17 protein-coding genes are annotated in these 17,602 nt (G+C 62.0%); 9 read left to right on the top strand and 8 right to left on the bottom strand.

Features of this window, described 5'->3' with window-relative positions; genetic code table 11:
• A partial coding sequence (locus C7441_RS04865; RefSeq protein ID WP_280523556.1) for an acyl-CoA dehydrogenase family protein occupies positions 1–630 on the top strand: 630 nt, incomplete at its 5' end.
• Positions 631–695: 65 nt separating this feature from the next.
• On the opposite strand, the gene C7441_RS04860 is transcribed toward C7441_RS04865, so the two are convergent.
• Positions 696–1,679, bottom strand: coding sequence for an isopenicillin N synthase family dioxygenase (locus C7441_RS04860; protein WP_109611898.1), 984 nt, complete (start codon positions 1,677–1,679; stop codon positions 696–698).
• Between the two features lie 171 nt (positions 1,680–1,850).
• On the opposite strand from C7441_RS04860, the gene C7441_RS04855 reads away from it, so the two are divergent.
• The 6 genes from C7441_RS04855 (at position 1,851) to C7441_RS04830 (ending at position 8,216) form a co-directional block, all read left to right on the top strand.
• Complete coding sequence (locus C7441_RS04855; RefSeq protein WP_109611897.1) at positions 1,851–3,035, top strand: glycine C-acetyltransferase; 1,185 nt, start codon at positions 1,851–1,853, stop codon at positions 3,033–3,035.
• 318 nt (positions 3,036–3,353) lie between these two features.
• Complete coding sequence (tdh, locus tag C7441_RS04850) at positions 3,354–4,388, top strand: L-threonine 3-dehydrogenase (protein ID WP_019173643.1); 1,035 nt, start codon at positions 3,354–3,356, stop codon at positions 4,386–4,388.
• A gap of 68 nt (positions 4,389–4,456) precedes the next feature.
• Positions 4,457–5,770, top strand: coding sequence for a homogentisate 1,2-dioxygenase (gene hmgA, locus C7441_RS04845; protein ID WP_109611896.1), 1,314 nt, complete (start codon positions 4,457–4,459; stop codon positions 5,768–5,770).
• Entirely contained in the window at positions 5,767–6,636 is an 870-nt protein-coding gene (locus C7441_RS04840; RefSeq protein WP_109611895.1) for an MBL fold metallo-hydrolase, read from the top strand. The genes hmgA and C7441_RS04840 overlap by 4 nt, the downstream gene beginning before the upstream one ends.
• 11 nt (positions 6,637–6,647) lie before the next feature.
• Positions 6,648–7,664 carry a fumarylacetoacetate hydrolase family protein gene (locus C7441_RS04835; RefSeq protein WP_109611894.1) on the top strand — a complete coding sequence of 339 codons (1,017 nt, stop codon included), beginning with the start codon at positions 6,648–6,650 and terminating at the stop codon, positions 7,662–7,664.
• A gap of 15 nt (positions 7,665–7,679) precedes the next feature.
• On the top strand, positions 7,680–8,216 hold the full coding sequence (locus C7441_RS04830) for a DinB family protein (RefSeq protein ID WP_109611893.1): 537 nt from the start codon (positions 7,680–7,682) through the stop codon (positions 8,214–8,216).
• A gap of 49 nt (positions 8,217–8,265) precedes the next feature.
• On the opposite strand, the gene hppD is transcribed toward C7441_RS04830, so the two are convergent.
• Positions 8,266–9,378 (bottom strand): 4-hydroxyphenylpyruvate dioxygenase, encoded by a 1,113-nt coding sequence (gene hppD, locus C7441_RS04825; RefSeq protein ID WP_109611892.1) that lies wholly within the window; start codon positions 9,376–9,378, stop codon positions 8,266–8,268.
• A gap of 136 nt (positions 9,379–9,514) precedes the next feature.
• On the opposite strand from hppD, the gene C7441_RS04820 reads away from it, so the two are divergent.
• On the top strand, positions 9,515–9,982 hold the full coding sequence (locus tag C7441_RS04820; RefSeq protein ID WP_019173637.1) for an Lrp/AsnC family transcriptional regulator: 468 nt from the start codon (positions 9,515–9,517) through the stop codon (positions 9,980–9,982).
• 19 nt (positions 9,983–10,001) lie between these two features.
• Here the strand turns inward: C7441_RS04820 and C7441_RS04815 are convergent, their stop codons facing one another.
• From C7441_RS04815 to aztA, 6 genes are all read right to left on the bottom strand, one after another.
• Positions 10,002–10,343 (bottom strand): protein tyrosine phosphatase family protein, encoded by a 342-nt coding sequence (locus tag C7441_RS04815; protein WP_109611891.1) that lies wholly within the window; start codon positions 10,341–10,343, stop codon positions 10,002–10,004.
• Positions 10,344–10,556: 213 nt separating this feature from the next.
• Positions 10,557–12,629 (bottom strand): 3-hydroxyacyl-CoA dehydrogenase NAD-binding domain-containing protein, encoded by a 2,073-nt coding sequence (locus C7441_RS04810; protein WP_109611890.1) that lies wholly within the window; start codon positions 12,627–12,629, stop codon positions 10,557–10,559.
• A gap of 175 nt (positions 12,630–12,804) precedes the next feature.
• A complete protein-coding gene (aztD, locus tag C7441_RS04805; RefSeq protein WP_109611889.1) occupies positions 12,805–14,004 on the bottom strand; it encodes a zinc metallochaperone AztD in 1,200 nt (399 codons plus the stop codon).
• Between the two features lie 191 nt (positions 14,005–14,195).
• Entirely contained in the window at positions 14,196–15,131 is a 936-nt protein-coding gene (aztC, locus tag C7441_RS04800) for a zinc ABC transporter substrate-binding protein AztC (protein WP_109611888.1), read from the bottom strand.
• Between the two features lie 25 nt (positions 15,132–15,156).
• Complete coding sequence (aztB, locus tag C7441_RS04795) at positions 15,157–16,023, bottom strand: zinc ABC transporter permease AztB (protein ID WP_019173632.1); 867 nt, start codon at positions 16,021–16,023, stop codon at positions 15,157–15,159.
• A 9-nt stretch (positions 16,024–16,032) separates the two neighbouring features.
• A complete protein-coding gene (aztA, locus tag C7441_RS04790; protein WP_019173631.1) occupies positions 16,033–16,872 on the bottom strand; it encodes a zinc ABC transporter ATP-binding protein AztA in 840 nt (279 codons plus the stop codon).
• 221 nt (positions 16,873–17,093) lie between these two features.
• Between aztA and C7441_RS04785 the strand changes: the two genes are divergently transcribed.
• Entirely contained in the window at positions 17,094–17,438 is a 345-nt protein-coding gene (locus tag C7441_RS04785; protein WP_019173630.1) for a RidA family protein, read from the top strand.
• Positions 17,439–17,602 lie beyond the last annotated feature (164 nt).

The following is a 17,602-nucleotide window of genomic DNA, read 5'->3' as shown; positions in this document are numbered from 1 at the left end:
GAGGACGGCAAGGACGTCATCCGCGGCTTCGTGCTCGACAAGGGCATGCCGGGGCTGTCGGCGCCGAAGATCGAGGGCAAGCTGTCGCTCCGGGCTTCGATCACCGGCGAGATCGTCATGGACAATGTCGAGCTCGGCGAGGACGCGCTGCTGCCGAATGTATCGGGGCTGAAGGGGCCGTTCGGCTGCTTGAACCGCGCCCGCTACGGCATTTCCTGGGGTGTGCTGGGGGCGGCCGAGGATTGCTGGCACCGGGCCCGGCAATACGGCCTCGACCGCAAGCAGTTCGGCAAGCCGCTGGCCGCCACGCAGCTCTACCAGAAGAAGCTCGCCGACATGCAGACCGAGATTGCGCTGGGCTTGCAGGGCTCGTTGCGCGTTGGCCGGCTGATGGACGAGCACAAGATGGCGCCGGAGATGATCTCCATCGTCAAGCGCAACAATTGCGGCAAGGCGCTCGACATTGCCCGGCAGGCGCGCGACATGCATGGCGGCAACGGCATCCAGATCGGCTACCACGTCATGCGCCACGCGCAGAACCTGGAGACGGTCAACACCTATGAGGGCACGCACGACGTGCACGCCCTCATCCTCGGCCGCGCCCAGACCGGTATCCAGGCGTTCTTCTAAGGCACAAAGCCTCGTAACGGACAGGAATTCGGGCCGCCTCGTGCGGCCCGACCCATTTTGAGGCGTTACCTGGTCGTCGACTGGAACTTGCCCATAAGATAGGGACCCGAGCGCACCGGCTGGTATTTCGGCTCTTCGCCCGGTGCAAGGCACTGTTCGAGGCAGACGATCTCGGCGTCCCAGTTTGGCTGGTGGAAGAAGGCCAGCGACTGGCGACGGTCCATGCCGCCGTCTTCGGGCGAGGGGTTCACCACGCGGTGCATAGTCGAGACCCAGCGGTCGTTCGTCCACAGCGCCATCAGGTCGCCAATATTGATGACGAAGGCGCCCGGCACCGGCGGTACCGGCGTCCAGTTGCCGTCCGGCGTGATGAGTTCCAGCCCCTTCGAGCCTTCCTGCGGTAGCAGGATGGTCAGGCTGCCATAGTCGGTATGCGCGCCGGCGCGCAGCTGGCCGGGCTTGGGCGGCACGGTCTGCTCGGGATAGTTGAGGGCGCGCAGCGCACTGATCGGCGCGTCGATGAAGCGCTCGAAATAGTCTTCCGGCAGCTTCAGCGCCACCGCGAACAGCCGCATGATGCGCGCGGCCAGATCTTCCATCGCCGCATAATAAGCCTTCCAGGCATAGACAAAACCTTCCGGCCCCTGCGGCCAGATGGTCGGCGCATAGCAGAAGGCCAGCGCGTCCTTGTCCGTCAGCCAGGCCGGTGTGAAGAGCGGGCCGCCGTTGAAACTTTCCTTGAGGTCGGGTGGGCTATCCACGTCGCGCGACTTCGCCAGGGCTTCCAGTTCGGGCCCGAGATAGCCATAGGGGTAGCCCTTGTAGGGCGCGCGTGCCCTCTGCTTTTCCTCGGGGGCCAGGTCGAAGAAGTCGTGCGCCTTGTTCCATACGCCATCGATCACGGCCTGCGGCACGCCGTGGTTGGCGATCGCAAGGAAGCCGGTGGAGCGGCAGATCGCGTCTACCTCGGCACCCAGCCTTTCGCGTTCTGCCGCGTCTGCCTGTTCGAATTTCCCAAGGTCGAATACTGGAAACTGTTCTCCAGCCATTGGATACTCCCATTTGCAAAAGTCGGGGCGATCCTAGTCATGGGCTGCCCGGCGATCCAGCCATTGCAGCCGGATATCCCAGAAAGTTGGAGCGGTTTCGGAGTGAATTTCCGGTAGCTTTTCAACGTCCTTCCCGGCACAGTCGGGTGATGTGAAGCGGGGCAATCAGCCATGAGCGCAGCATTCCTTTCCCACCTTGAAACGGAGATTGCCGGACTCAAATCGGCCGGGCTCTACAAATCCGAGCGCGTCATCAGCTCACCGCAGTCGGCGCAGATCAAGGTCGGCGGGCAAAAGCTCCTGAATTTCTGCGCCAACAATTATCTCGGGCTGGCCGACAGCATGGCGCTACGCGATGCCGCCAAGGTAGCGCTCGATCGCTATGGCTACGGCATGGCCTCGGTGCGTTTCATCTGCGGCACACAGGAGGAGCACAAGGAACTGGAGGCGAAGCTTTCCACCTTCCTCGGCATGGAGGACACGATCCTCTACTCGTCCTGCTTCGACGCCAATGCGGGCCTGTTCGAGACGCTGCTTTCCGAGGAAGACGCCGTCATCTCGGATGCGCTGAACCACGCCTCGATCATTGACGGCGTGCGGCTCTCCAAGGCGAAGCGTTTCCGCTATGCCAACAACGACATGGCCGATCTCGAAGCACGGCTGAAGGAGGCGCGCGATTGCCGCTTCAGGCTGATTGCCACCGACGGCGTATTTTCGATGGACGGCATCATCGCCAACCTGCCGGGCATCTGCGATCTCGCCGAGAAATACGACGCGATGGTGATGGTGGACGACAGCCACGCGGTGGGTTTCGTCGGCAAGCATGGGCGCGGTACGCCCGAATATAGCGGCGTCGAGGGTAGGGTGGACATTCTCACCGGCACGCTCGGCAAGGCGCTGGGCGGTGCTTCGGGCGGGTACACCTCGGGCAAGCGGCAGGTGGTGGATTGGTTGCGTCAGCGCTCGCGGCCCTATCTGTTCTCCAACACGCTGGCGCCGGCGATTGCGGGCGCTTCGCTGAAAGTGCTGGAACTGATCGAAAGTGGTGAGGCGCTGCGTGAAAAGCTCTATGCCAATTCCGCGCAATTCCGCGCCGGCATGTCGAAGCTTGGCTTCACGCTCGCCGGCGCCGATCATCCGATAATTCCGGTGATGCTGGGCGATGCGGCGCTCGCGCAGGAAATGGCGCAAAAGCTGCTCGGCCACGGCATCTACGTCATCGGCTTCTCGTTCCCTGTGGTGCCGAAGGGGCAGGCACGCATCCGCACGCAAATGTCGGCCGCGCATTCGACCGAGGACATAGATCGAGCGGTTGCTGCGTTTGGCGTGGTTGGGAAGGAGTTGAGAATAATATAAATGAGGTTTCTCGGGGAATTGACAGAATATATACTTTATGGTGACATCGAAAATGTCAGGAAATGCTCATAATTGCTCCTGAAGGTCCGGTTTTCCGGGTCGTTTCGAGGTTTCTCGGTTGTGGCTGGAAACCGCGTTTTCTGAACCAGTGCGTATCTGTTTGAAATGAGCATAAGAGAATGGGGGGTTAGTGTAGGGATGCACGCGCACGGTTTCTAAGGCGGCCGACTGATTATGGCCGAACTGCCGGCGAAGAAGAGGTTCGACCCCTCTTACTCCTTCAATCAATGACTATACGGAAATTGATTGAGGCCTCAAATGACCAACATGATGCGTGCGCTGGTGAAGGCAAAGGCCGAGCCCGGTATCTGGATGGAAGAGGTGCCGGTGCCGGAGATCGGCCCGAACGACGTGCTCATCAAGGTGCGCAAGTCGGCGATCTGCGGCACGGACGTGCATATCTACAATTGGGACCAGTGGGCGCAGAAAACCGTGCCGGTGCCGATGGTTACAGGTCATGAGTTCGTCGGCGAGGTGGCCGACTTCGGCGCTGGCGTGAAAGACTATCATCTAGGCCAGCGCGTGTCCGGCGAAGGGCACATCGTCTGCGGTCATTGCCGCAACTGCCGCGCCGGGCGCGGGCATCTGTGTCGCAACACGCTGGGCGTCGGCGTCAACCGGCCGGGCTCTTTCGCGGAATATGTCGTGCTGCCGCAGCACAATGTGGTGCCGATCCCCGACGATATTCCCGATGAAATCGCGGCGATCTTCGATCCGCTCGGCAACGCCGTGCACACGGCGCTTTCCTTCGATCTGGTGGGCGAGGACGTGCTGGTGACTGGTGCCGGCCCTATCGGCATCATGGGCGCGCTGGTGGCGCAATGCGTGGGCGCGCGCAAAGTCGTCATCACCGACATCAATCCCATACGGCTCGACCTTGCCCGCAAGCTGGGCGTGCATCACGTGATCGATGCACGGAAGGAACAGCTTCGCGACGTCATGCGCCAGGAGGGCATGACCGAAGGGTTCGACGTGGGTCTCGAAATGTCAGGTTCGGCGGTCGCGTTCCGCGACATGATCGACACGATGAACAATGGCGGCAAGATCGCCATCCTCGGCATCGCGCCGACCGGCTTCGAGATCGACTGGAACAAGGTCATCTTCAAGATGCTGCATCTGAAGGGTATTTACGGCCGCGAGATGTTCGAAACCTGGTACAAGATGATCGCGCTCGTACAGGGGCCGCTCGACGTCTCGGGGCTGATCACGCACCGCATCGGCATCGATGATTTCCAGCAGGGCTTCGATGCGATGCGCAGCGGCAATTCCGGCAAGGTGGTAATGGACTGGTAGGCCAAAGCATTGCTGGCTGTTCTTGCAGCATTAAATTCTGCTGCAAGACCAAACCATGGAGGAATGCCATGGCCTATTCCTATATGCCGGGCTTCGGCAATGACTTTGAAACCGAAAGCTTGCCCGGCGCCTTGCCGCAAGGACGAAACTCGCCTCAGCGCCCCGCCTACGGTCTCTATGCCGAGCAGCTTTCCGGTTCGCCCTTCACGGCGCCGCGTGGCGCTAACGAGCGATCCTGGCTCTATCGCATCCGGCCGAGCGTGAAGCACACTGGCCGCTTCAGGCCTGCCGATTTTCCGCTGTGGAAGACCGCGCCGAACCTCAATGATCATGAAATGGCAATCGGCCAGTATCGCTGGAATCCGGCCTCGGTGCCGCAGGAGCCGACCGATTTCCTGTCCGGCATCCGCACCATGACGACCGCGGGCGACGCCCTCGGTCAGAGCGGGATGGCCGCCCATGTCTATGTCGCCAACACCGACATGGTGGACGATCATTTTTTCAACGCGGACGGCGAGTTGCTTGTGGTGCCGCAAGTGGGGGGCTTGCGTTTCATCACCGAAATGGGCGTCATCGAGATAAAGCCGGGCGAGATTTGCGTGCTGCCGCGCGGGGTGATCTTCAAGGTCGTACCGATCGACGGGCCGGTGCGCGGCTATGTCTGCGAGAACTACGGCGCCAAATTCACACTACCGAACAGAGGACCCATCGGTGCGAACTGCCTCGCCAATCAGCGAGATTTCAAGACGCCCGTCGCCTGGTTCGAAGAGAAGGAGAAACCTTGCAGGCTGGTCGTGAAATGGTGCGGCAGGTTCTATGTCACCCACATCGACCACTCGCCGCTGGACGTGGTCGCCTGGCATGGCAACTATGCTCCCTATAAATATGATCTTGCTTCATTTTCCCCCGTCGGTGCGATCCTGTTCGATCATCCCGATCCGTCGATCTATTCGGTCCTGACATCTCCGAGCGGCGAGGAAGGGACGGCGAATATCGATTTCGTTATTTTTCCGCCGCGCTGGCTGGTGGCGGAAGACACGTTCCGTCCGCCATGGTATCACCGGAACATCATGAGCGAGTTCATGGGCCTGGTTCACGGCCAGTATGACGCGAAGGCGGAGGGATTTGTGCCCGGCGGCATCAGCCTGCACAATATGATGCTGGCGCACGGGCCTGACAGCTCCGGCTACGAGAAGGCATCGCATGCGGAACTGACGCCGGTGAAGCTCGACCACACGCTCGCCTTCATGTTCGAGACGCGGTTTCCCCAGATGCTGACCCGCTACGCCGCCGAAAGCCCAAATCTGCAGCGGGACTATATCGATTGCTGGCGTGACCTGAAGAAGCGTTTCAACGGCACACCGGAAGGCGACTGGTCTTGAGCGGCCGGCTTGTCACCCTTGGCAGCAAGGGCGGGCCGGCGATCCGGCCGGGTGGGCCGTGGCCGACATCTTCGCTGCTGGAGCTTGGCGGCCGCGTCATCGTGGTGGATGGCGGGCTGGGCGTCACGCGCGGCCTGACGGATGCCGGCGTGAACCTGAAGGCGCTCGATCTCGTCTTCATCACGCACCTCCATTCCGATCATGTGCTGGAACTCGGGGGGCTGATACACACGGCCTGGACGGCAGGCCTTGCCACGCCTGTGCAGGTGTTCGGGCCGGCCGGAACGCAGGATTATTGGGACGGCTTTCTCCGGTCGATGAAGTTCGACATCGATATCCGTATCGTGGACGAAGGGCGGCCGGATATTCGCGAACTGGTGAAGGTCAGGGAATTTTCCGAAGGTCTCCTCTGTGAAGAAGAGGGCCTGCGCGTGTCGGCCCTGCGGGTCGACCATCCGCCTGTCACCAATTGCTTCGCGCTGCGCTTCGAGCATGGTGGGCGCAGCGTCGTGTTCTCGTCGGATACTGCGTATTTTCCGCCATTGGCGGATTTTGCACGCAGCGCGGACATTCTGGTTCATGAAGCCATGCTGGAGGCCGGTGTCGATCGTCTTGTGGCGCGCACGGGCAACGGCGCGCGGCTGAAGGAGCATCTGCTTGCCAGCCATAGCTTTGCGCAGCAGGCCGGGCGTATCGCCAGGCAAGCAGGGGTGCGTCATCTGGTGCTGCATCATCTCATTCCGGCGGACGACCCTGCAATCGGCGAGGCGGATTGGGTCGAAGCGGTGCGCGAAAGCTGGGCGGGTGCCTTGACGATTGCGCGCGACGGGCTTGTTGTGGAATTCGCGGACGCTGTGGCCGCATAAGGGAGGACTGCATGAAACTGGCGACGCTCAAGAACGGCTCGCGTGACGGAAAGCTTGTGGTGGTGTCGACCGACCTGACGCGTTGCACCGACGTATCCTTCCTGGTGCCGACATTGCAGGCTGCGCTGGACGATTGGCAACGCATTGCGCCGCATCTGGCGACATTGGCGGAATCACTGGAGCATGGTGCAGTGCCCTCGGAACGTTTCCACGAGCACAACGCGCATTCACCGCTGCCGCGCGCCTATCAGTGGGCGGATGGCTCGGCCTATGTCAATCATGTGGAACTGGTGCGCAAGGCGCGCGGTGCCGCCATGCCGGAGAGCTTCTGGACCGACCCGCTGATGTATCAGGGCGGCTCCGATGCCTTCCTGGGGCCTCGCGACCCGATCCCGCTTGCCGACGAGACCTATGGCGCCGACATGGAGGCCGAGGTCGCTGTCATCGTCGGCGACGTGCCGATGGGCGCAAGCGAGGATGAAGCGCGCGACGCCATCCGCCTCGTCATGCTGGTCAACGATGTTTCGCTGCGCGGCCTGATCCCGGCCGAACTTGCAAAGGGCTTCGGCTTCTTCCAGTCCAAGCCGTCTTCGGCCTTTTCGCCGGTGGCGGTGACACCGGACGAGCTTGGCGATGCCTGGGATGGCGGCAAGGTTCATCTGCCGCTCAATGTCGACCTCAACGGCAAGCCCTTCGGCCGGGCCAATGCCGGTGTTGACATGACATTCGATTTTCCGCAGCTGGTCGCTCATGCCGCCAGGACGCGGCCGCTGGTGGCCGGCACCATCATCGGCTCCGGTACGGTGTCCAACAAGCTCGACGGTGGTCCCGGAAAGCCGGTAGACGAGGGCGGGGTCGGCTATTCCTGCATCGCTGAGTTGCGCACCATCGAAACGCTTGAAAGTGGGGCGCCGAAGACGCCATTCCTACATTTCGGCGACACGGTGCGCATCGAGATGAAGGATCAGACCGGGCACCACTCGATCTTTGGGGCTATCGAGCAGACCGTCTTGAAGTACGAAAACTAAACGAGAGTCGGGCGCATGGACGTGCTGACGCACAATCGTCAGATGGCGCGCAACAATCGTTGGTCGAACGACCGGCTCTATCGCGCGGTGCTGGCGCTCCAGCCCGGCGAGTTCGAGGCGCAGCGGGTAAGCTTCTTCCCCTCGATCAGCGAAACGCTGAACCACATCTACGAAGTCGACCTGTTCTATTTCGACATGCTGGTGGAGGGCGGCGAGGGGCGCAGGCTGTTCGACCGATTTTTCCCCTGTGAAGACCCGGCGAAGCTCGCGGCCATGCAGGCAGAGCTGGACGGCAGGCTGATCGATTTCTGCGATGAACTCGAACCCGACGATCTCGACCGCCATGTGCCGACGGATCGCGGCGAGGCGGGCATCATTCCCGAAAGGATCGGCGATCTTCTGTCGCACCTCTTCCTGCACCAGATCCATCACCGCGGACAGGTGCATGCAATGCTTGCCGGCACGTCCGTCGCGCCGCCGCAACTCGATGAGTTCTTCCTCGACTACGATCTGCGCTTCAGGAAGGACGAAGTGGAGCGACTGGAGCTCTGACGCCAGAAAAGCCGGATCGACGGTTGCCGATCCGGCTGATTGAGACAGGTTACTCCGCCGCCTGGATCTTGATCACGCCGCGGCGGATCTGGTCTTCCTCGATGGATTCGAAGAGTGCGCGGAAGTTACCTTCGCCGAACCCTTCGTCGCCCTTGCGCTGGATGAATTCGAAGAAGATCGGGCCGATTACGGTCTTGGAGAATATCTGCAGCAGGATCTTGGTCATGCCGCCGTTCACCACGCCTTCACCGTCGATCAGGATGCCGTGCGTTTTCATGCGCTCGATCGGCTCGTCGTGGCCATGCACGCGCTTGCGCGACATTTCGTAGTAGGTGTCCGGTGGGCCGGGCATGAACTTCAGCCCGTTATCGGCAAGCCTGTCGGTGGCGTCGTAGATCGCGTCCGTGCCGACTGCGATGTGCTGGATGCCTTCGCCATTATATTTGCGCAGATATTCGGCGATCTGGCTGGTGTCGTCCTTCGACTCGTTCAGCGGAATGCGGATCTTGCCGCAGGGTGAGGTTATGGCGCGGCTGACCAGCCCGGTGATGCGGCCGTCGATGTCGAAATAGTGGATCTGGGTGAAGCCGAACAGGTCGCGATAAAAGTCCCACCACTTGTCCATGTTGCCACGATAGACATTGTGCGTCAGGTGGTCGAGGAAATAGAAGCCGACGCCTTCCGGCTTGGGGTCACGCGCGCCCAGCCAGTCGAACTCGGTATCATAGGCCGAACCCTTGTCGCCGTATTTTTCCACGAAATAGATCAGCGAGCCGCCGATGCCGACAATAGCCGGAACGTCCAGCGTCTTGTCGTCACCGTCATAGGGGGTGGCGCCCTTGGAAACGGCATGGTCGAAGGCGTGTCTGGCATCGACCACACGCCAGGCCATGGAAGGCGCGCAAGGTCCGTGCTTTTCCACGAACTTCATGCCGTGCGAGCCGGGCTCGGCGTTCAGCACATAGTTGATGTCGCCCTGGCGCCAGACGGTGATGTTTTTCGTCCGGTGTTTGGCGACCGGCACATAGCCCATGCGCGTGAACAGTTCGGAGAGCTTTTCCGGCTCCATATGGGCGAATTCGACAAACTCGAAGCCGTCCGTGCCGGCGGGGTTCGTATCGCTGATGGTGGCGGGCGGCGCGTCGTGAGGGAAGGGTCCCATAGTATCTCCTCCTGCGGCCGGAGGCCGCGATTTTCTACATGCGGTATAATACGCTTCCGAAGGTGCACGGTGCTTGCGTTCGAATGCCGAAAATGCTCGGAATGCGCATGGACCGTGTAGGAAAGTGAGCTTGACTATGGTTGATGCGCGTCTTGATCAGTTTGATCGCAAGATACTGTCACTGCTTCAGGCCGATGGCCGGCTCACCAACAACGATTTGTCGGAGCGCGTGAACCTGTCGCCGTCGCAATGTTCGCGGCGGCGTCAGAGGCTGGAGGATGACGGTTTTATTCGTGGCTACCGCGCCGTGCTCGACCGGGACCGTCTGGGATTTCCGCTGGTCAACGTCATCTCGGTGACGCTGGCGACGCATAATCGCGACAATGCGCAGCGCTTCGCCGATCTGCTTGCGCGCCTGCCGGAAGTGCAGGAGGCGCACGCCCTGACCGGCGAGATGGACTATATCCTGAAGGTGGTGACGCCAGACCTGAAGTCGCTGGCCGACTTCGTCAATGGCGTGCTTCTGCCGCACGAAGCCGTGCAGCATGTGAAAACGGCGATCGTGTTGCAGACGCTGAAAGAGACGCAGGCCCTGCCGCTATAGCGGCAGGGAGTGGGAAGGCTCAGCTCCTGATCTGCTGGGCAGCCAGGAACAGGTTGGTCGAGCGGGCGCCGGAGCGGCAATAGGCGAAGACCGGACCTTCGAGTTCGTCCAGAGCCGTTGCCATGGCCTCCGCATCCTCCATGGTGACCGGCTGTCCGCTGACCATGGGCACATGACGGAAACCGAGACCGGCAGCCTCCACGACCTGTCTAATTTCTGCGGCCGAGGGCTGACCCGGTTGCTCATTGTCGGGACGGTTGCAGATGACGCCCTTGAAACCTGCGGCCTTGATGGTGGCGACATCTTCGGTGGTGATCTGTCCCGAGACCGAATAATCGTCGGAAATCTGTCGGTATTCCATAGTGCTCCTCGCAGGCGCTTGGGGCATGGCTCCCGAAAAAATGGCGACTTCGGGAGCAACATGCTCGAAAACAAAATCTTAGAACGAGATGGCGATTCAACGGGAAGCCCTCTCGCTCTGGCCGATTGCGGCAAACATAGTGCGGGCCGCAAGGTTTCGCGAGGCGTCACGCGCCTCGCAAGCAGGATTTTGTTGCCGCTGCCGTTCCGGCGCTCAGGCGGCTTCCGCCAGCTTGCCGGTTTCGGCGGCCTTGCGCAGCAGTTCGGCCGGCTTGAAGATGTCCTTGCCGGTACGGGCATACCAATAATCGAGCCGCTCAACGATCTTGCCGTAGCCTTCGAGGCTTGCCCAGAACATCGGGCCGCCCTTGCCGATGGGGAAGCCGTAGCCGTTGACCCAGACTATATCGATGTCGGATGCGCGCGCAGCGATGCCTTCCTCGAGGATCTTCGCACCTTCGTTGATCAGCGGGTAGAATGTGCGCTCGATGATCTCCTGGGACGAAATCTCGCGACGGTCGATGCCGAGTTGTTTCGCCTTCTCCTCGATCAGGGCCGCGACCTCAGGGTCGGGTGTCGGCGTGCGCGATCCGCTTTCGTAGAGATAGACGCCGCGTCCGGTTTTCTGGCCGAAATGCCCCCGCTCACACAGCGTGTCGGCGATGACTGCCGTCTTGCCCTGCGCCTTGCGGTTGCGCCAGCCGATGTCGAGGCCCGCGAGGTCCCACATCTGGAACGGACCCATAGGCCAGCCGAAATCGGTGAACACATTGTCGACCTGTTGCGGCGTTGCGCCTTCCAGCAGCAGCGGTTCGGTTTCCGCGCCGCGCGCGCCGAGCATGCGGTTGCCGACGAAACCGTGGCAGACGCCGACGACGACCGGCACCTTGCCGATCTTCTTGCCCACGGCAAGCGCCGTTGCCAGCACGTCGGGGGCGGTCTTTGCGCCGCGCACGATTTCAAGCAGCTTCATCACATTGGCCGGCGAGAAGAAGTGGAGGCCCAGGAAATCCTGCGGCCGGCCGGTCGAGGCGGCAATCTCATTGACATCAAGATAGGACGTGTTGGTGGCGAGGATCGCGCCGGGCTTGGCCACAGCCTCGATCTTGCCGAATACGTCCTTCTTCACCGACATTTCCTCGAACACGGCCTCGATGATGAGGTCGCAATCGGCAAGGTCGGCATAGTCCGTGGAGGGGGTGAAGGCGGCCATGCGCCCGGCCTTGGCCTCTTCCGTCAGCGAACCGCGCGAGACGGAAATCGCGTAGTTCTTTTCGATGGTGGCCAGGCCACGGTCAAGCGCTTCGCGATTCATTTCCAGCAGGGTGACTGGAATACCGCCATTGACGAAGGCCATTGCGATGCCGCCGCCCATGGTGCCAGCGCCGATGATGCCGACGCGGGCAATTTCGCGTGGCTTCACGTCCTTGCCGACGCCCGGCACCTTGGCCGCCTCGCGCTCGGCAAAGAACAGGTGGCGCTGCGCCTTCGACTGGTCGCCGGCGACCAGCTTGGCGAAGACTTCGCGCTCTCTGGTCAACGCCTCGTCGAAAGGCAGGGTAAGTGCGTTGCGGACGGCTTCAGCGCAGGCGATGGGGGCCTCCAGCCCGCGTGCTTTCCTGGCGAGTTCTGTCGCGCGCGCATCGACGGCGGCGAGATCGGCGCTTTCGACCAGTTCGTTGCGGTCGCGCACGGCAACCGGTTGTTTGCCGGACTTGACCTGCTCGCGCGCGAACGCGGCGGCCTTGGCGACGAGATCGCCGTCCACCAGCGCATCCACGAGGCCATTGGCAAGTGCGTCCTTGGCGCTGATCGGAGTGCCGGAGACGATCATGTCGAGCGCCTTGAGCGGGCCGACGAGGCGCGGCAGGCGGACTGTGCCGCCGCCGCCGGGCAGGATGCCGAGCTTGACTTCCGGCAAGCCCAGTTTCGCGCTCGCCTCGGCCACGCGGAAATGACAGCCCAGCGCCAGCTCCAGCCCGCCACCGAGCGCCGTGCCGTGGATGGCGGCGACCGCCGGCTTGCCGAGCGTTTCGAGTGCGGCGATCAGATCGCGCAGTTCCGGCTTCTGCATCGGCTTGCCGAATTCGGTGATGTCGGCGCCGGCGACGAAGGTGCGGCCCGCGCAGGCCAGTACGATGCCGGCAACGGACGCGTCGTCGCGCAGGGCGGTGAGGGCGGCCATCAGCGGCTCGCGCACGTGAAAACTCATCGCGTTCACGGGCGGATTGTCGATGGTAACGATGGCGATCTCGCCGTCGCGTGCGATGGTCACGGCCTCGGTCATGCGAAAAACTCCCTGTTGGCGCCTCGGCGCCTGTAGCTGGCTGGTCGGGAGAGAGGCCGTTGCCAGTAGATGCCCGACCTCCCTTCAGGACATGCGCCTGAGTATGTGAAGAGGGGAGGTCGGGTCAACCGCCTTGGGAGGCTTGGCTGATGCGATGTGGCTCAGGCGGCTTGCGTCAGTGCGCCTCGCCGGAACCGCCGACTGCGACGATGTTGAAGGGCTTGCCTGCAATGGCGATGTCGCGGGTCTTCTCGAAGCTGGCGGCATCGATCATGTGCAGTGTGCTCTTCAGCGGATCGGTGACGAAGATCGCATCGCCCGCAACCGCCACGCGCGGGCGCGGGTCGCTCCAGTGACCATCCATGCTGTAGGGCTCGGTGAGCGCCAGCGATCTGGTGATCTTGCCCGAAATCACATCGAGCTGATGCAGCCTGCCGTCCTCGGTGAAGACATATGCGAATTTCGGCCGCACCGGATCGACGGCGAAATGCACGCGTCGCGTGGGCAGTTCGATGCGGCGGAAGGCATCGTCAGCCGTCGGGTCGATCAGCACGATCGCGCTTGGGCCGTAATTGCCAAGGAAATATTGCAGCCCCTTGCCGCCGAGCAGCGTGGTCACTTTGCCCTCGGGCAACTCGTCCGAATAGGGCAGGAACCCGATCGATGGTCCCTTGTCACCGGCTTGCGCGATCAACAGTCCCTTGGCGCAGGCGATGGCGACGATGTTGCCGGACGCCGCCTCGCCATGAAGGTCCGGACAGGCGTGCAGACCGCCTGCCGGCGTGCCCTGCGCATCGAGCACGCGGATGCCCACCGGTAGCTCGTCCGGCTTTTCCTTGTTTGGCTCCGTCACCAGCACATGGTCGCCGAATGTAATGGCGACGCCGTGATGGGGAGCGCCCGTCCTGATCTCACGGACCGATGGCGACCCTGCCAGCACCTCACTTTCCGGAATGATGCGGGCTATGCCTTCGCCATCGAAGAACAAGGCGATGTTGCCGCCATGATCCACGAAGTGGACGGGCCTGGTGCCGGCAACAGCCATATCAAGCAACTTGGTCTCCTCGACCTTGAGGTCGCCATGGTCGCCGTGATCGCTGGTCGAAATGCCGCTGGAGATCGCCTGCACCACATTGCCGTCCCGCTGCACGGCAAAAACGGTCCTGCCGCTGCCGCTGCGGTAAAGAGTTGCTGGGGCCCTGGTGGCAAAGCTTACCAGTTCCGTACCGCTCACTGCGTCGATGACATGAACGGCCGGCTGGCCGTGGTCGGCGATGAACAATCGCCAGGCCGTCTGTTCGTCGGCCAGGGTCGCGGTGGGCATGAAGCCGAGGAGCAGTGCGGCGGCCGAGGCCTTATTGAAGAAGGAAGTCATGGTTTTCCTTTATTATGTAATAACATTACAAGTATGGCTTCGAAAAAGGCGGGAACGCATCCCGCCTGCAAGCCGGATTTTCATCGGTCTGAGGGGAGTGTTCCGTCGAGCACGGGAACACTCCGAAGTTTCGCGGCGTCGAAAGCGGGGTTTTCAGCTGCTCGTTCGACGCTTTGGAAGCGGAAGCGACTTCAGCTTCCCATGATCGCACCCTTGATGGTGGCAATGTTGTTGCGCATCATATCGATATAGGTCGATGCGGGACCATCATTGGACGACAGGGCGTCGGAATAGAGCGTTCCGCCGACTTTCAGGTCGGTTTCCGCTGCAATCTGCTCGATCAGCCGGGCATTGGTGATGTTTTCCACAAAGATGGCCGAGGCCTTGTCTTCTTTCACCTGCCGGATCAGTGCGGCGACATCGGCTGCCGAGGCTTCGGCTTCGGTCGAGATACCTTCCGGCGCGAGAAAGGTGAGGCCATAGGCATGCTCGAAATAGCCGAAAGCGTCATGCGACGTGATGATGACGCGCTTGTCCTGGGGAATGGAGGCAACTGCTGCTTTTACCTCGGTTTCGGCCTCCGCGAGCTTCCGCGTGTAGGCCTCGGCATTGGCCTCGTAGCTGTCGCAGCCCTGCGCGTCAGCGGCGCAGAAGGCGTCCGCGATGTTCTTCACGTAGATTTTGGCATTGGCAATGGACTGGAAGGCGTGCGGGTCGGTGTCGCCATGATGATGGTGCCCGTGGCTTTCGCCTTCTTCATGCGCATGCTCTTCCTTCATCGCGATCGGCTCGACGCCCTTGGTCAGCTCCACGACGGAAGCCTTGGTTGCGCTCGCTTCGACCAGACGCTGCAGGAACCCCTCGAAATGCAGGCCGTTGACAAGCACTATATCGGCCTTGCTCATGGCCATCGCGTCGGCTGGCTTGGGTTCATAGACATGGGCGTCGCCGTCCGGGCCGACCAGCGTGGTCAGTGCGATACGGTCGCCGCCGACATTCTGCGCAAAATCACCGATGATGGAGAAGCTCGCGACAACTTTCAGCGGCTCGGCATAGGCGGAAGCCGTCCCGAATGATGTTAATGTTATAACAGTTGCGAGCGCGGCGCGTCGAAAAGACTTCAGCATCGGAAAGGGGCTCCTTCTGGTTGGATCAGGCGGTTCTGTGATGGTGGCGGCGCATGCGCATGTTGATGACGCCACGCGTGCCGAACACGGTCGAGACAAGATAGACGAAGCCGGCCGAGAGGATGATGGCCGGGCCGGAGGGCAGGGCGGCGTGATAGGACAGCAGCAGCCCCGCAATGCAGGAGCCGAAGCCGATCAGAACGGCCAGAACGCACATCGGCTCGACGCGGGTGCTCCAGAAGCGCGCGGCCGCGGCAGGCAGCATCATCAGGCCGACCGAAAGGAGGGTTCCGAGCGCCTGGAAGCCGCCGACCAGATTGAGCACCACCAGTCCCAGAAAGATGAAATGCACTGGCATGCCCAGTCCGCTGACCGAGCGCAGGAACAGCGGATCGAGGCATTCGGCAACGATGGCGCGCCAAAAGATCACAAGCGTTATCAAGGTGATGACCGAGATTGCTGCGATGAGACCCAAAGCCTCGTTGTTGAGCGCCAGCACAGTGCCGAACAGCACATGCATGAGATCCACGCTCGACCCGCGCAGCGAAACCATCAGCACGCCGAGCGCCAGCGAGATCAGATAGAAGGCGGCCATGGAGGCGTCCTCCTTCTGCACTGTAAAGCGTGAGACCGCGCCCGCGCCCATCGCGACGATGACCCCGGCAATCAGCCCGCCGATGGTCATGGGCACGATCTGAAGACCGAAGAACAGGAATCCGACGGCCGCGCCCGGCAGGATGGCGTGCGCCATGGCGTCGCCGGTCAGGCTCATGCGCCGCAGCATCAGGAACACGCCGACCGGGCAGGCACCCAGCGACAGCATCAGCGAGCCGCCAAGCGCGCGCTGCATGAAGCCGAATTCGAGAAATGGGGCGATCAGGAAATCATACATGGCTCGGACTCAGGCTGCCCGGGGGCCGGATTCGTGATCGGGAAAGTCATGGGTCTCGCCATGCTCATGGTGATGATGGCCGTCATGCGCATGGGCATGTCCGTCCGTATGACCGTGGTCTGGTTCGCACCAGGGGGCGTTCTCGTGCCAGGCTTCGTCGAAGCGACGTGCGCGCAGCAGGTTTTCCGGCCGCAGCGTTTCCTTCGTCGCGCCCCAGGCGATGGGGTTGCGCGCCAGCAGCAGCGTTTCGGGAAAGTGCTCGCGCACGAGGTCCAGATCGTGCACCACCACCATGACGGTGCGGCTTTCGCCATGCCAGCGCTTGATGAGCTGGACGAGGTCGCCGATCGTCTTGGCGTCCACGGCATTGAAAGGTTCGTCAAGCAGGATCAGTTCCGCATCCTGCACGAGAACGCGGGCGAACAGCGCGCGTTGCAACTGGCCGCCAGACAGTGTGTCGATGGGCCGTTTCTCGAAACCCTTGAGGCCGACCGCCATCAACGCCCTGGAAACCTCGTCGCGATCCTGCTGGCTATAGCGTCCCAGGAGGCCGCGCCGGGGCCAAAGCCCGAGAGACACCAGGTCGACGACGCGGGCGGGGAAGGTGCGGTCGAGTTCGGATTGCTGCGGCAGATAGGCGATGCGGGCGTTGCGCACGTTGGAGCAAGAGCCAGCCATCGGCTTGAGCACGCCCACGATCCCTTTCATGAGCGTGGATTTCCCGGAACCATTGGCGCCCACCACCGCGGTCAGCGATCCAGCCTTTACCGAGCCGTTGAGATGATGCACGGCAGGATGGCTGTTGTAGCCCAGCGTCAGGTCACGGAATGTCAGGCAGGCGTCGGTCATCGGGGCTCTTGCAGCACGGTTCTTGTGATCCTGGTGACTGGATATGTGATGTTATTACATTAGTCAACGAGGGTGGACGCGAATTTCACGCAAATCGGCGCACATCCGGCGACGGATCATAATGGATGGGGAGATGTCGGGGATTCGTCCGCGCGGCCTTGCCGGGCGCATGGGCGAAATCTATGAAGACGGGGCAACGACCAACAGGAAGGAAGCCAGCCATGACCATCCGCCGCATCGATGTCGGCCGCCGTATGAGCGACATCGTCATCCACAACAATACGATCTATCTGGCCGGCCAGGTCGGCGCGCCCGGCGCCTCCGTTACCGAGCAGACCACGGCCGTTCTCGCCGAGATCGATGCACTGCTCGCCAAGGCCGGTTCGGACAAGACCAAGATCCTGCAGGCGATCATCTGGCTTGCCGATATGGATACTTTTGGCGAAATGAACGCCGTTTGGGATGCATGGGTGCCGCAGGGCCATACGCCCGCGCGCGCCACCGGCGAAGCCAAGCTGGCCACGCCGGACTACAAGGTCGAGATCATCATCACCGCAGCAGTCTGAGCCCCATCCGGAGCCGAGTTGCCTTGTCGTGTCGCCGCGTGTCGGCGGCATGACCATGCCTCCCGAAGAACAGCCCCTTTCTCCCCTGAGTGCCCCCTGATGCGCGACCGCCGTGCGCCCCGAAAAGCTTCTGACATATTGTGTCGGAGCGTAACGTAAATGTG

The organism is Pseudaminobacter salicylatoxidans (genome assembly GCF_003148475.1).
Lineage (GTDB): Bacteria > Pseudomonadota > Alphaproteobacteria > Rhizobiales > Rhizobiaceae > Pseudaminobacter > Pseudaminobacter salicylatoxidans.
Note: the sequence above shows the minus strand (reverse complement) of the source record. Positions and strands in the feature narration are given on the sequence as shown.